We start from the raw sequence: 13,518 nt of genomic DNA, 5'->3' as shown, positions 1-13,518 counted from the left end.
CAGGGCAAGGAGAACGACAATCGTCGCTGGATCGAAACAGCCTTCGACCGAAGGCTGAATAGTGGATCTACCCGAGGGTCGCCGCCATGTCGCGCAACCTTTGCCTCACTCGCCAATGCCTTGGCCTCGTCACCCGTATCGAATGCTGCGTCCGCCCCCTGGCGGGAGACAACGGTATGTGGACCCTGCTCTTCGCCGCCGGAATGGCCGGTGAACAACCCTCGGCAATCAAGTCCCAGGGGCCGTTCTGCGGTCCGGTGGTGGCCGAGTCCATTCTCGATTCCATCGTTGAAAGCCTGACGACCCATGGCTACCAACTTGCTGACGACCCGCAGATCTGGTGCTTGCACCTGCAGGCCCAGTTGCGTCAGATCAATGGGGAGCGGGGGCGCAACAGTGGCGACTGCCAGTTCCACCCCGAGCGCTGATGGCCGGGCCGAATGCCCGGCTAGGGTGCGACAGGCGCGGCGTCGACCTTGTCGAGCTTGACCTCGAAGCCATACTCCACGGTGTTCAGCTCAGTGCGGTTGTAGCTTTCCAGCTGGCTTGGCTGGCCGTAGAAATAATGCACGTCATATAGCGCCGGACCGTATTCCCGGGCGCTGTGGGAGACTGCGAGGATTTCCTTGAGGTACTGGCCGCTTCCATCCTTGGCGTAGAAGCGCCAGGCATCCGAGGGAAAGAGTTGTTGGTCGACGATCAGGGCATTGCCCTTGAGTTCCAGGCCCTTGGGCAACTGCCGTGCATCGAGGGTTTGTTTCTCGATATTGGCCAGGAACAGCGGGATCGAGCCGACGGCATAGGCGGGGGTTTCCGGGAACAGGTTCAGGTCATAGGTGATCAAGCCGCGCAAGGCGTCGATCTCGAAGGCCTCATCCGGCAATTCGATGGGCTCGCCGCGCTGGCCCTGGTCGTTCTGGGTGAAGAAGGTCAGTGGTGTGTCGCCCGTGCTGAACTGCCCGCCCAGTAGTTCGTCGTTGAAGGTCCGCAGATGGTTGAACTCGATGCGTGCATCACTGGCGTCCTCCACCGACTGGCTGATGGTCACCGACTTCTTCAACGATTCCTCGTCGATCTGCGCTCCCTTGAGGTAACTGGCCGCCTGGTCGTCGTAGACCACCACCGGTAACGGTAGTGCCTGGATGGCCTTGTCGGTGGTGTTGCGTTCGAAGCGCCGCACTGGCAAGTCGAGGTCCTTGCGTGTGACCTGGGCGTTGGAGAAATCCAGTACCGCGACCTCCAGCTTGTCCACTATGCCGTTGAAATAGACCTTGGCGTAGCGTCGGGTGTGCTGGCGGTCGAAGGCGTGCTGTTCATCTTCCAATTGCTTTTCGAAGGCATCGGTCCATGCGCTCTGCTTCTGCATTGCAGCCAACTGGCGCCGGTAGAAGGCGATTTGCTCGGCATCCTCGTTGATCGAACCGGATCGGGAGAGAACCTGGCCGCTGGTATCCCGGGCCTGCACCATCAGGGCGTTGACCGACGCATCACTGGCCTCATCGGACAATGGAGCATTGTTGTTCATCTCGATTTCGGCGACGTTTTTCTCCAGTGCCAGCAGTGTCAGGCTGATGTTGCCGTCCTTGTGTGGCTTGCCGATGTCGGCCTTGGCCAGTTCGAAAATCAGTACTCGCCCGGGCGCTATCACTTCGAGCTTGCCTTGCAGGGAGACAGGTTGCGGTTGGCTCTTGTTGTCGATCTCCAGGCCTTCGACGAAAGGGTAGGCGACGGTCAGGTCATCCGGGTTGGTGATGTTCGAGCTGGAGGGGCTCAGCTGGATGCCCGGGTCGGTTTCCGACCACTCGGGTTGGAAGTCCACGATTTTCTTGTTGCTCAAGGTGACCGACTGCCACTCCAGGCCATGGGGAAAGGGAAAATGCCCGGGAACGCTGAAGCTGAAGGGAAAGATCGGTTGCAGGTCGGTCAGGTAATCCGAGTTAGAACGCTTGCGCAGTACGAACAGGCCATTGACATAGGTATCCACCAGGGCCTGCGGGTTGGGGTAATGCTTGAGCACGGCGAGGTTGTCATCGCCGTACTCGATCTCGATGGGCTTGCTGGCGAGCTTGAGTTGGGCTCGTTCCAGCAACAGCAGCGAACCGCCAAGATCGGCGAAGGCATCCTTGAGCTTGGGGTCCTGGATGGCCGCAAGGGACTTTTCCAGTTGCGCGGCCTCGTCCTTGAGGTTGGCCTCCTGCTTTTCATCGCTGGGCGAACAGCCGCCGCTGCTCAGCAGGGCCAGACCAAGGCCGAGGCTCGCCAAAGGCAATCGCAAATCCATTTTCCAGTTTTCCTGTCCAGGGTCGATGGGCGGTTGGAGTGGCTTCGACACTAGCAGAAAAAGCGCCCGGAAAAACCCGTGGACCTGTGGTTTATGGGGTTTTGGGGCGCTGATATACTCGCCGCCGTTTTCACACCGGCTGCGAGATTCCAATGGAACGTTTTATCGAAAATACAATGTATGCCTCACGCTGGCTGCTGGCGCCGATCTACTTCGGTCTGTCATTGGGCCTGCTGGCGCTGGCATTGAAGTTCTTCCAGGAAGTTTTCCACGTCATTCCCAACGTGTTCGCCATGGCTGAGTCCGAGCTGATCCTGGTCCTGTTGTCGTTGATCGACATGGCACTGGTGGGCGGCTTGTTGGTGATGGTGATGATTTCCGGCTACGAGAACTTCGTATCGCAGCTGGATATCGATGAAAACAAGGAAAAGCTCAGCTGGCTGGGCAAGATGGACTCCTCGTCGCTGAAGATGAAAGTGGCAGCCTCCATCGTGGCGATTTCCTCGATCCACCTGCTGCGGGTGTTCATGGATGCCAAGAACACTCCGACGGAGTACCTGCTGTGGTACGTGGTGATCCACATGACCTTCGTGGTCTCGGCGTTTGCCATGGGCTACCTGGACAAGCTGACCAAGCACTGAAGAACGCTGGATTGCCTGTAAGCCGCCCGGCCGTTGTGAAACGGACGGGCGGCGTCGTTTGTAGCTTGTGCTTTTCCTGGTCGGGGCATATCCCTTTAGTGTCACGGGCCAATGCATGAGGTGCGCTCATGAACCTGCAGGAAATGAATGCCTATGCCATCGCCGGAAAACTCGACGAACTGAACCTGATCTCCCTGGAGGGCGGGATCTACCTGCTCGAAGCGCGCATGCGCGGGACGGCCTACCCCTTGAGCGATGCCCACGGCCAGACGTTCCACCTGCGTTCGGTGGAGCATGCTCGCGAAGTGCTGCAAGCCTTTCCCGACTTGCCTTTCAACCTGATCCATACCTCGGTGCATGATGAGATGTGCGGCTTGTCCGGTACTGTCGAGGACAATCTGAAGGTTCCCATCGTCCTGCACTCCGGTGGTTGAGGCCGGGCGGCGATGATCCGCGCCGGCCTTCTGTGCTAGTCTGCTCGCCCTTTTGGTTCCGGGCGCTCCGGAATGCGCTGTGTCTGCACGGCCTTTCCCGAGCCGTCCGCACAGCGGAGCAGCGTCATGTCCGAAGTAAACCTGTCCACCGACGAAACCCGCGTCAGCTACGGCATTGGCCGCCAGTTGGGCGACCAACTGCGTGACAACCCACCACCAGGTGTGAGCCTGGAAGCGATCCTGGCTGGCCTCACCGATGCGTTCTCCGGTAAGCCAAGCCGTGTGGGCCAGGAAGAAATGTCCGCCAGCTTCAAGGTCATCCGCGAAATCATGCAGGCTGAAGCCGCTGCCAAGGCTGAGGCCGCAGCAGGCGCTGGTCTGGCTTTCCTGGCTGAAAATGCCAAGCGCGAAGGCATCACCACCCTGGCCTCCGGCCTGCAATTCGAAGTGCTGACCCAGGGCGACGGCGCCAAGCCGACCCGTGAAGATAGCGTGCGTACCCACTACCACGGCACCCTGATCGACGGCACCGTGTTCGACAGCTCCTACGAGCGTGGCCAGCCTGCCGAGTTCCCGGTGGGTGGCGTGATCGCGGGCTGGACTGAAGCGCTGCAACTGATGAACGCCGGTAGCAAATGGCGTCTGTACGTGCCGAGCGAACTGGCTTACGGCGCACAGGGCGTAGGTAGCATCCCGCCGCATAGCGTCCTGGTGTTCGACGTCGAGTTGCTGGACGTTTTGTAATTCCCCGGGGAGCCGACCTGCGGGCGATGGCGGCTTGGCCGCGGATGGTTCATCGCCAGCAGGCAGGCTCCTTTATCGGCTTGGGTTTCATACGCGGATTCTTGCACTCAGGCCCTGGCTTTCGGTGCCGGTCGGTCGCAAGGCTCTGGCGTAGCAGAACAAAAACAGGTTACGCACCAACTCCTTGAGTACCAGTGGCTCGCTGGAGCTCAAGCCATTGAGGTCCAGGTCTCCCTGGTCCTGCAGCTCGTTCAGGGCTTCCTCTTCCAGTACTGCACAGACTTCCCCGGTTTCCCGATGCAGGATTCGCAGGTAGGGATGTGGGCGGTCCAGCCAGGCATCGATCAAATAAGTCATGGTTCTCATCTCCTTGAATGGGGTTCAATGAGAATAATTCTTATTCAATGAATAGCAAGTGCCTATTGGCGGTTTCCGCGTTTTTCTGCCCAAGCGGTGCTGTCGCGTAATGGCGCTGGCTTTCGCAGGCTACTTCAAGGGGAGGAGGTGGGGGGGCCTCTCGCGCGCGGCGCGAGAGGGAGAGGATTCAGACTTTGCGGACGAACTCGGACTTGAGCTTCATCGGACCGATACCGTCGATCTTGCAGTCGATGTCATGGTCGCCATCGCACAGGCGGATATTCTTGACCTTGGTGCCGACCTTGACTACCAGCGAGGTGCCCTTGACCTTGAGGTCCTTGATCACGGTGATGGTGTCGCCGTCTTGCAACACGTTGCCCACTGAATCCTTTTTCACAGTTTCAGCGGATACGGCTTCGGCTTCGCCGCCGGCGGACCACTCATGGGCGCACTCGGGGCAGATCAGCTGGATGCCGTCCTCATAGGTGTATTCGGAATTGCATTTTGGGCAGGGTGGCAAAGTGCTCACTTAAGCTCCTCAAGGTCAGGATGGCTAAAGGCGCACATTGTACAGGGTTTTGCCTGGCAGAGGGGGGCAGGGCTATGGAGCGGAGCCGGCCCCTGCTGCCGCAGGGGCCGGGAGCCTGTCAGTGGGTACGAGCGACGGCGAATTCGCTGAGCTCCACCAAGGCGTCGCGGTACTCGCTTGCCGGCAGGGCTTCCAGGCAGGCGATGGCGCGAGCGACGTAGTCGCGGGCCAGTTGCGCGGTGTAGTCCAGGGAACCGGAGGTTTCGACGGCATTGCGGATACTTTCCAGGTCCTCGATCCCGCCTTTCTGGATCGCCTGGCGAACCAGGGCGGCCTGTTCCTGAGTGCCTTCGCGCATGGTGTAGATCAGCGGCAGCGTAGGCTTGCCTTCCGCCAAGTCGTCGCCGACGTTCTTGCCCAGGGTCTCGGCGTCACCACGATAATCCAGCAGGTCGTCGACCAGTTGGAAGGCCACGCCCAGGTGGTCGCCGAAGGTCCGCAGGGCCTCGGCCTGCTCCGGTGTGGCACCGGCCAGGGCCGCGGCACTGTGGGTCGAGGCTTCGAAGAGCATCGCGGTCTTGCCGCGGATGACTTCCATGTAGGTTTCTTCGGTGGTGCTGGCGTCGCGTACCTTGGACAGCTGCAGGACTTCGCCCTCGGCGATGACCCGGGTGGCCTGGGACAGGATGCGCATGACTGGCATCGAGCCCAGCTCAACCATCATTTCGAAGGAGCGGGAATACAGGAAGTCACCCACCAATACGCTGGGCGCATTGCCCCACATGGCATTGGCGGTAGAGCGGCCGCGGCGCATGCCGGACATGTCGACCACGTCGTCATGCAGCAGGGTTGCGGTGTGCAGGAATTCGATGGTGGCGGCCAACAGGCGCAACTCTTCGCCTTCGCGGCCCAGGGCCTTGCCGCACAGCAGCACCAGCAAGGGGCGCAGGCGCTTGCCGCCGGCCGACGTAATGTAGTCGCCGATTTTCGAGACCAGCGGTACGCGGGACGTCAGTTGCTTCTTGATGATGCCGTCGACGGCGTTAAAATCTTCCGCCACCGCGCGGTAGAAAGCTTGGGGTTGCATCAGTGACAGGTGCTCCAGAAGGGATGCGCGGCATGCTAGGACCCGCGTCCCCAGGTGTCAAGGCGCCTTCCCGGGTGGCCAAAGCCCCGGCGGGCGGTAATTTGTCAGGGTAGAACACTAGGTTAATGGTCATGGTTTGCCATGAAAACCTGACCACAGGCAGTGGTTCTTCCTGTCTGCGGAGGGGGCGTGACTCCGCCCCGCGCCGCCTGAGCGGCACTTGCAAGGCAATTGTGCCTTGCGTACAATCGCGCACCCTGAACTTCCTGGGCAGCACCTGCCTTACGCAATTGCACAGGGCCGTTCCAGCCCCAAGCAGCCATGCCAGCCAATACCTCTTCCTATTAAGAGCTGGGTGAGCAGGATTATCGGAGAAATACCATGTACGCAGTAATCGTTACCGGCGGTAAGCAATACAAGGTCGCTGAAGGTGAATACCTGAAGATCGAAAAACTGGAAGTCGCCACTGGCGAATCCGTGACTTTTGACCGCGTTCTGTTGGTCGCCAATGGCGACGACGTGAACATCGGCGCACCTGTTGTTGCTGGCGCAACCGTCAAGGCTGAAGTGATCTCCCAAGGTCGTCACGATAAAGTCCGCATCATCAAGTTCCGTCGCCGTAAGCATCACATGAAGCGTATGGGCCACCGCCAGTGGTTCACCGAGATCAAAATCACCGGTATTCAGGCTTAATTTCAGCCTAATTCCTCACTAGGAGAATTGAACTCATGGCACACAAAAAAGCTGGTGGTAGTACCCGTAACGGTCGCGACTCAGAAGCCAAACGCCTTGGCGTGAAGATGTATGGCGGCCAGGTCATCAAGGCCGGCAACATCATCGTGCGTCAGCGCGGCACCCAATTCCACGCTGGCTACGGCGTTGGCATGGGCAAGGATCACACCCTGTTCGCGAAAATCGAAGGCGTGATCAAGTTTGAAGTAAAAGGCGCCTTCGGTCGTCGTTACGTGAGCGTCGTCGCAGCTTAATTGCGCGATCGCTGGAAAAGCCCTGTCTTGCGACGGGGCTTTTTCGTTTGTGGGATGAGTCTCTTGCAAAGCTGTTTGTACGGGCTGCCAGCGTTGGAATTTTCGGTCGTTGATTGAGGCCGCTGCGCTCATTTTTGCAAGAGTCTTATGTCTTGGTTTCTTCAGCTCGCCCGTGCGGCGAGAGGCGTTTGATCATGAAGTTTGTTGATGAAGTTTCGATCCGAGTAAAGGCTGGCGACGGCGGCAATGGTTGCATGAGTTTCCGTCGGGAAAAGTTCATCGAGAACGGTGGTCCCAACGGTGGTGATGGTGGTGATGGTGGCTCGGTCTTCATGGTTGCCGACGAAAACCTCAATACCCTGGTGGACTATCGCTATACCCGTCATTTCGAGGCTGAGCGTGGCTCCAATGGTGGCAGTACCGATTGCACTGGCAAGAAAGGTGAGGACCTGGAGCTGCGGGTTCCGGTTGGTACCACTGTGATCGATGCTGGTACTCAGGAGGTCATCGGGGACCTGACCAAGGCGGGGCAGCGCCTGATGGTGGTGCAGGGTGGTTGGCACGGCCTGGGTAATACCCGCTTCAAGTCCAGTACCAACCGCGCGCCACGCCAGACCACGCCAGGCAAGCCGGGTGAGCAGCGTGACCTCAAGCTGGAGTTGAAAGTTCTGGCGGACGTTGGTCTGCTGGGCTTGCCGAATGCTGGCAAGAGTACCTTTATCCGTTCGGTTTCCGCGGCCAAGCCGAAAGTCGCCGACTATCCGTTCACGACCCTGGTGCCGAACCTGGGCGTGGTCAGTGTCGATCGCTGGAAGAGTTTTGTGATCGCGGATATTCCTGGTTTGATCGAGGGTGCTTCCGATGGGGCTGGCCTGGGGATTCGCTTCCTCAAGCACCTGGCGCGTACGCGCATCCTGTTGCACCTGGTGGACATGGCGCCGCTGGATGAGAGCAGTCCTGCCGATGCCGCTGAGGTGATCGTCAACGAGCTGATGAAGTTCAGTCCGTCCCTGGCTGAGCGTGAGCGCTGGCTGGTGCTGAACAAGAGCGACATGCTTCTCGAGGAAGAGCAGGAGGAGCGAATCAAGGAGATCGTCGATCGCCTGGAGTGGACCGGTCCTGTGTATGTGATTTCGGCTATCTCCAAGGTTGGTACCGAGCGCCTGAGTCGCGACATCATGCGCTACCTGGAAGAGCGTGCCGATCGTCTGGCGGCTGACCCGGTCTTTGCCGATGAGTTGGCTGAGCTCGATCAGCGTATCGAGGATGAGGCGCGTGCCCAGCTGCAGGCCCTGGATGACCAGCGTGCCCTGCGTCGCAGTGGAGTGAAGAGCGTTCATGATATCGGCGACGATGACTGGGATGAGGAAGATGTGGATGATGAGGATGGCCCGGAAATCATCTACGTCCGCGACTGATTCGTCGTTGGTGGGCATGCCCGTGAAGACGGTTTATCTGGCTTGGTGCGGTGTTATCATCGTTGCCGGGCCAGCTTTCAATGCGCCGCTCATCTGAGCGGCGTTTTGGTGTCTGCGCGGCGTAAATACGAATAACCCCATGAGTGGCGCTCGGTCGTGCCGCTCGCTGGCAAAGGTTGAATGAGATGCGGAGCAAGGTGACAGGTGCGCAGCGCTGGGTCGTGAAGATCGGCAGCGCGTTGCTGACGGCGGACGGCAAGGGGCTGGATCGTGCGGCAATGGGAGTGTGGGTCGAGCAGATGGTGGCCTTGCACGAGGCTGGTGTCGAGTTGGTGCTGGTGTCTTCCGGTGCTGTTGCTGCTGGCATGAGTCGCCTGGGCTGGACCGCACGACCGAGTGCGATGCATGAGCTGCAGGCGGCCGCGGCCATTGGCCAGATGGGCTTGGTGCAGGCTTGGGAGTCGAGCTTCGCCGAGCATGGCCGGCATACCGCGCAAATCCTCCTGACTCATGATGACCTGTCGGATCGCAAGCGTTACCTCAATGCGCGCAGTACCCTGCGGGCATTGGTCGAGCTCAAGGTGATCCCGGTGATCAACGAGAACGACACCGTGGTCACCGATGAAATCCGTTTTGGCGATAACGATACCCTGGCGGCGCTGGTGGCCAACCTGGTGGAGGCTGATCTGCTGGTGATCCTGACCGATCGCGATGGCATGTTCGATGCCGACCCGCGTAGCAATCCAGACGCCCAGCTGATCTACGAGGCGCGAGCCGATGATCCGGCCCTGGATGCGGTGGCTGGCGGTACTGGCGGTGCCCTGGGGCGTGGCGGTATGCAGACCAAGCTGCGCGCGGCGCGGCTGGCGGCGCGTTCCGGGGCGCACACCATCATCGTCGGTGGGCGCCTGGAGCGGGTGCTGGATCGGCTGAAGGCGGGTGAGCGCATCGGTACCTTGCTGTCTCCGGAGCGCGGCATGCTGGCTGCGCGCAAGCAGTGGCTGGCCGGTCATTTGCAAACCCGTGGCACCCTGGTGCTGGACGAGGGGGCAGTGTCCGCGTTGTCCGAGGGGCGCAAGAGCTTGTTGCCGGTGGGGGTCAAGCAGGTCCAGGGTGGCTTCCGGCGCGGCGAAATGGTGGTCTGTGTGGCGCCTGACGGGCGCGAGATCGCTCGCGGCTTGGCCAACTACAGCGCCTTGGAGGCACAGAAGATCATGGGTCGGCCTTCCGATGCAATTGTCGGCGTGCTGGGCTACATGGCTGAGCCGGAGCTGGTCCATCGTGACAATCTGATTCTGGTTTGAGTCGCATAAGGAAAAAACGCATGCGCATGGCAAAGGGGTTGTTGGGTTTGTTCTTGGCGATGCCGCTCATGGCGTCGGCCGAGGAAATTGGTCAGGTGTCCACGGTCTTCAAGTTCGTCGGGCCGAATGATCGGATCGTCGTCGAGGCGTTCGATGATCCCAAGGTCGATGGCGTGACCTGTTATCTGTCGCGGGCCAAGACAGGGGGGCTCAAGGGTGGCCTGGGTTTGGCGGAGGATCGAGCCGAGGCCTCCATTGCCTGTCGTCAGGTGGGGCCGATTGCCTTCAAGGGTGACCTGAAGGATGGTGAGGAGGTATTCAAGGAGCGTACCTCGCTGGTGTTCAAGACCATGCAGGTGGTGCGTTTCCTCGACAAGAAGCGCAATACCCTGGTGTACCTGGTCTATAGCGATCGGTTGATCGAGGGTAGCCCGCAGAATGCGGTGACGGCGATTCCGATCCTGCCTTGGTCGCACCAATAATCTGATCGCTGGCGAGTTGGTCCTGTGGGTGTTGGGCTGGCTCGTCGGGTGGGCTGAATTGCAGCCAATAAAAAACCGACCCTTGGGTCGGTTTTTCAACAAGCGTGTCGCTTAGGCGGCAGCAGCGAGCTTCAGAGCCTTGATGTGGCCATTCAGGCGGCCTTTATGGCGAGCAGCTTTGTTCTTGTGGATGATGCCTTTATCGGCCATGCGGTCGATAACTGGCACGGCCAGAACGTAAGCGGCTTGCGCTTTTTCGGCGTCTTTTGCGTCGATGGCTTTAACTACGTTCTTGATGTAGGTACGAACCATGGAACGCAGGCTGGCGTTGTGGCTGCGACGCTTCTCAGCCTGTTTTGCACGTTTTTTGGCGGAAGGTGAGTTGGCCACCGTCGAGCTCCTCGAAAGACTTTTTGGGAAATAGCAAACAAAATAGGCCGCGAATCATGCCGATGAGTTGGTGTGTTGTCAAGGGCAGCTGATGCGTTCCGCTGAGTGGTCGATCGGAAGTGGCGGGATATTTATTTCCGGCGCTTGACCTGTAAACTCGCGAGCTTTGGCTCTGTGCTGTTGCGGCGCGGAGTATCGCACAAGTGGGCGCCTTTTCGCCCGCTGTTTATCTACAAGGCACAAAGCTTTTCATGAACCTGCTCAAGTCGTTGGCCGCCGTCAGCTCTATCACGATGCTTTCCCGAGTGCTGGGGTTTGTGCGTGACACCATCATCGCGCGTACCTTCGGTGCCGGCATGGCCACGGACGCCTTCTTCATCGCCTTCAAGCTGCCCAACCTGCTGCGGCGGATCTTCGCCGAAGGGGCATTCTCCCAGGCTTTCGTACCGATTCTGGCGGAGTACAAGACCCAGCAGGGCGAAGAGGCGACGCGTACCTTCATCGCCTACGTATCCGGCTTGCTGACCCTGGTACTGGCATTGGTCACGGCCCTGGGAATGATCGCTGCGCCTTGGGTCATCTGGGTCACGGCGCCGGGTTTCGTCGATTCCCCGGAAAAGTTCGCCCTGACTGCCGACCTGTTGCGGGTGACCTTTCCTTATATATTGCTGATATCCCTCTCGTCCCTGGCCGGGGCGATCCTCAATACCTGGAACCGTTTCTCGGTACCGGCCTTCGTGCCGACCCTGCTCAATGTCAGCATGATCATCTTCGCGGTGTTCCTCACGCCGTATTTCGATCCGCCGGTGATGGCCCTGGGCTGGGCGGTGTTGGCCGGTGGCCTGGCACAGTTGCTGTACCAGCTGCCGCACCTGAAGAAGATCGGCATGCTCGTACTGCCGCGTCTTAACCTGCGTGATACCGGGGTCTGGCGAGTCCTGAAACAGATGCTGCCGGCGATCCTCGGGGTGTCCGTGAGCCAGATTTCGCTGATCATCAACACGATCTTCGCCTCGTTCCTGGTGGCTGGCTCGGTCTCCTGGATGTACTACGCCGACCGGCTCATGGAGCTGCCGTCCGGAGTATTGGGGGTGGCGTTGGGGACCATCCTGCTGCCGACCCTGGCCAAGACCTATGCCAGCCAGGATCGCCACGAGTATTCGCGGATCCTCGATTGGGGGCTGCGGCTGTGCTTTATTCTGGTGTTGCCTTGTTCCTTGGCGCTGGGGATCCTGGCCGAGCCATTGACGGTGTCGCTGTTCCAGTATGGTGAGTTCAGCGCCTTCGATGCAGCCATGACCCAACGGGCGCTGGTGGCTTACGCAATCGGCTTGCTGGGCATCATCATGATCAAGGTGCTGGCTCCGGGCTTCTATGCCCAGCAGAACATCCGGACCCCGGTGAAAATCGCCATCTTCACCCTGGTGGTCACCCAGTTGTTGAACCTGGCGCTGATCGGTCCCCTTAAACATGCCGGGCTCGCCCTGGCCATCAGCGGCGGGGCTTGCATCAACGCCGGCCTGCTGTTCTACCAGCTGCGCAAGCAGCGGATGTTCCAGCCGCAGCCGGGGTGGGGGATGTTCATCCTCAAGTTGCTGGCCGCGGTGCTGGTCATGTCGGCGGTGCTGTTGGGCGCGATGCACTACATGCCAGCCTGGGATGAGGGGCATATGCTCCAGCGTTTCCTGCGCCTGGGCGCTCTGGTGGTAGCCGGCGTGGTGGCTTATTTCGGCATGCTGGCCCTGCTGGGCTTCCGCCTGCGGGATTTCAATCGCAAGGCCCTGGGCTGACGAGGATCCGGTCGTCGCAGCAGGGTGGACACAGGTTTTGTCGGTTCGATCACTTTGGGTTGCGGTGCTGCCTGTCGTCAGCCGCCCGGTGTGGTTATAATCGGCCACTTTATGAGCAAGAAGCGCGTTATGCAGCTGGTTCGAGGCCTTCACAATCTGCGCCCCCAGCATCGGGGCTGCGTCGCCACTATTGGCAACTTCGACGGTGTTCACCGTGGTCACCAGGCTATCCTGGACCGGCTGCGTGAGCGTGCGCTCGAGTTGGGCGTACCCAGCTGCGTGGTGATTTTCGAACCGCAGCCGCGTGAGTTCTTTTCTCCCGAAACCGCTCCAGCGCGCCTGACCCGCCTGCGGGACAAGCTGCAATTGCTGGCGCAAGCCGGGGTCGACCGGGTTCTGTGCCTGGCGTTCAACCAGCGCCTGGGCAAGCTCAGCGCCAGCGAGTTCGTCGAGCGAATCCTGGTGGATGGCCTGGGTGTGCGGCACCTGGAGGTCGGTGACGACTTCCGCTTCGGCTGCGACCGGGTCGGAGACTTCGAGTTCCTGCAGCAGGCCGGTGCGACCCACGGATTTACCGTCGAAGCGGCCCGCACTGTGGAAATGGATGGGTTGCGCATCAGCAGCACCCAGGTCCGCAATGCCCTGGCCGCTGCCGATTTCGATCTTGCCGAGCGTCTGCTCGGTCGCCCCTTCCGGATTGCCGGTCGGGTGCTGCATGGGCAGAAGCTGGCGCGCCAGCTGGGTACGCCCACTGCCAACGTGCAGTTGAAGCGCCGTCGTGTACCGCTTTCCGGGGTTTACCTGGTCAGTGTCGACATCGATGGCCAGGCCTGGCCCGGAGTTGCCAACATCGGCGTCCGACCCACGGTCGCAGGTGACGGCAAGGCCCACCTGGAGATTCATCTTCTAGATTTTGCCGGTGACCTGTACGACCGGCGTTTGACGGTGGTTTTCCACCAAAAGCTGCGTGAAGAGCAGCGTTTCGCCTCCCTGGAGGCGTTGAAGACGGCGATCAATGCGGATGTTGCCGCCGCCCGTGCCCAAGTTGCACGTATCCATAGCGCCAATCGCTAAT

16 protein-coding genes are annotated in these 13,518 nt (G+C 60.1%); 11 read left to right on the top strand and 5 right to left on the bottom strand.

All coding sequences use genetic code 11. The features are described from left to right. Positions 1–86 precede the first annotated feature (86 nt). Complete coding sequence (locus tag ACK6AU_RS01475) at positions 87–428, top strand: hypothetical protein (RefSeq protein WP_185698358.1); 342 nt, start codon at positions 87–89, stop codon at positions 426–428. A 20-nt stretch (positions 429–448) separates the two neighbouring features. On the opposite strand, the gene ACK6AU_RS01470 is transcribed toward ACK6AU_RS01475, so the two are convergent. Beyond that, entirely contained in the window at positions 449–2,281 is a 1,833-nt protein-coding gene (locus ACK6AU_RS01470; protein ID WP_409297356.1) for a hypothetical protein, read from the bottom strand. A 152-nt stretch (positions 2,282–2,433) separates the two neighbouring features. Between ACK6AU_RS01470 and ACK6AU_RS01465 the strand changes: the two genes are divergently transcribed. The 3 genes from ACK6AU_RS01465 to ACK6AU_RS01455 all read left to right on the top strand — a co-directional run bounded on the left by ACK6AU_RS01465 (position 2,434) and on the right by ACK6AU_RS01455 (position 4,100). Next, entirely contained in the window at positions 2,434–2,922 is a 489-nt protein-coding gene (locus ACK6AU_RS01465; protein ID WP_031320561.1) for a TIGR00645 family protein, read from the top strand. Positions 2,923–3,050: 128 nt separating this feature from the next. Further along, on the top strand, positions 3,051–3,356 hold the full coding sequence (locus tag ACK6AU_RS01460) for a DUF6482 family protein (RefSeq protein ID WP_022641097.1): 306 nt from the start codon (positions 3,051–3,053) through the stop codon (positions 3,354–3,356). 126 nt (positions 3,357–3,482) lie between these two features. Beyond that, on the top strand, positions 3,483–4,100 hold the full coding sequence (locus ACK6AU_RS01455) for an FKBP-type peptidyl-prolyl cis-trans isomerase (RefSeq protein ID WP_185698360.1): 618 nt from the start codon (positions 3,483–3,485) through the stop codon (positions 4,098–4,100). An 87-nt stretch (positions 4,101–4,187) separates the two neighbouring features. Here ACK6AU_RS01455 and ACK6AU_RS01450 read toward each other — a convergent pair whose 3' ends face one another. The 3 genes from ACK6AU_RS01450 to ACK6AU_RS01440 all read right to left on the bottom strand — a co-directional run bounded on the left by ACK6AU_RS01450 (position 4,188) and on the right by ACK6AU_RS01440 (position 6,073). Further along, the gene (locus ACK6AU_RS01450; RefSeq protein ID WP_185698361.1) at positions 4,188–4,457 is read right to left on the bottom strand and encodes a hypothetical protein; all 270 of its coding nucleotides are present in this window, start codon (positions 4,455–4,457) and stop codon (positions 4,188–4,190) included. 187 nt (positions 4,458–4,644) lie between these two features. Further along, positions 4,645–4,986 (bottom strand): zinc ribbon domain-containing protein YjdM, encoded by a 342-nt coding sequence (locus tag ACK6AU_RS01445; RefSeq protein WP_103326380.1) that lies wholly within the window; start codon positions 4,984–4,986, stop codon positions 4,645–4,647. 118 nt (positions 4,987–5,104) lie between these two features. Then, positions 5,105–6,073 (bottom strand): polyprenyl synthetase family protein, encoded by a 969-nt coding sequence (locus ACK6AU_RS01440; RefSeq protein ID WP_185698362.1) that lies wholly within the window; start codon positions 6,071–6,073, stop codon positions 5,105–5,107. A 381-nt stretch (positions 6,074–6,454) separates the two neighbouring features. Here ACK6AU_RS01440 and rplU point away from each other — a divergent pair, with 381 nt between their 5' ends. From rplU to ACK6AU_RS01415, 5 genes are all read left to right on the top strand, one after another. Further along, positions 6,455–6,766: a 50S ribosomal protein L21 gene (gene rplU / locus ACK6AU_RS01435; RefSeq protein ID WP_003228361.1), complete on the top strand. Its 312-nt coding sequence runs from the start codon at positions 6,455–6,457 to the stop codon at positions 6,764–6,766. A 35-nt stretch (positions 6,767–6,801) separates the two neighbouring features. Next, positions 6,802–7,059 carry a 50S ribosomal protein L27 gene (gene rpmA / locus ACK6AU_RS01430; RefSeq protein ID WP_003228360.1) on the top strand — a complete coding sequence of 86 codons (258 nt, stop codon included), beginning with the start codon at positions 6,802–6,804 and terminating at the stop codon, positions 7,057–7,059. Positions 7,060–7,253: 194 nt separating this feature from the next. Further along, complete coding sequence (cgtA, locus tag ACK6AU_RS01425; protein WP_185698363.1) at positions 7,254–8,477, top strand: Obg family GTPase CgtA; 1,224 nt, start codon at positions 7,254–7,256, stop codon at positions 8,475–8,477. 185 nt (positions 8,478–8,662) lie between these two features. After that, positions 8,663–9,781, top strand: a complete 1,119-nt coding sequence (proB, locus tag ACK6AU_RS01420) for a glutamate 5-kinase (RefSeq protein ID WP_185698364.1) — start codon at positions 8,663–8,665, stop codon at positions 9,779–9,781. A gap of 20 nt (positions 9,782–9,801) precedes the next feature. Beyond that, a complete protein-coding gene (locus tag ACK6AU_RS01415) occupies positions 9,802–10,263 on the top strand; it encodes a CreA family protein (RefSeq protein ID WP_068581040.1) in 462 nt (153 codons plus the stop codon). A gap of 111 nt (positions 10,264–10,374) precedes the next feature. Here ACK6AU_RS01415 and rpsT read toward each other — a convergent pair whose 3' ends face one another. Beyond that, entirely contained in the window at positions 10,375–10,653 is a 279-nt protein-coding gene (rpsT, locus tag ACK6AU_RS01410; protein ID WP_009050949.1) for a 30S ribosomal protein S20, read from the bottom strand. Positions 10,654–10,904: 251 nt separating this feature from the next. On the opposite strand from rpsT, the gene murJ reads away from it, so the two are divergent. Both murJ and ribF read left to right on the top strand, forming a co-directional pair. Next, positions 10,905–12,443, top strand: coding sequence for a murein biosynthesis integral membrane protein MurJ (gene murJ / locus ACK6AU_RS01405; RefSeq protein ID WP_409297349.1), 1,539 nt, complete (start codon positions 10,905–10,907; stop codon positions 12,441–12,443). A gap of 129 nt (positions 12,444–12,572) precedes the next feature. Next, positions 12,573–13,517 carry a bifunctional riboflavin kinase/FAD synthetase gene (gene ribF / locus ACK6AU_RS01400; RefSeq protein WP_185698367.1) on the top strand — a complete coding sequence of 315 codons (945 nt, stop codon included), beginning with the start codon at positions 12,573–12,575 and terminating at the stop codon, positions 13,515–13,517. Position 13,518: the final 1 nt, after the last annotated feature.

This window comes from Pseudomonas sp. KCJK8993 (genome assembly GCF_046230915.1).
GTDB lineage: Bacteria > Pseudomonadota > Gammaproteobacteria > Pseudomonadales > Pseudomonadaceae > Aquipseudomonas > Aquipseudomonas piscis.
The sequence above is the reverse complement of the archived record's forward strand: the minus strand, read 5'-3'. Positions and strand labels throughout refer to the sequence as shown.